Source organism: Roseibium sp. RKSG952, assembly GCF_009711355.1.
Genome location: NZ_SMMF01000070.1, coordinates 1 through 236, shown reverse-complemented (window position 1 = coordinate 236; position 236 = coordinate 1). Strand labels below are relative to the sequence as shown.

General features: G+C 53.0%; 1 rRNA gene. It reads right to left on the bottom strand.

The features are described from left to right. Positions 1-174 precede the first annotated feature (174 nt). Positions 175-236: ribosomal RNA gene (locus E1297_RS00160) — 16S ribosomal RNA — on the bottom strand; the annotation flags it as partial.

Sequence of the window (236 nt, the reverse complement as noted above, 5' to 3'; positions counted from 1 at the left end):
AGGCGTGCGCTCTAACCACCTGAGCTACCGACCCAGACAGGCCGGTCGGCCTGATGTGTTCTGAAGAGATATGAGGACGGCTCGGTCCATGAGTTTGATCAACTTTGTTTGTTGATCTTCTGCTAAGTGTTCCACGATCAAGAGCGAACTCTGTGATGCTAGGAACATCCTTAGAAAGGAGGTGATCCAGCCGCAGGTTCCCCTACGGCTACCTTGTTACGACTTCACCCCAGTCG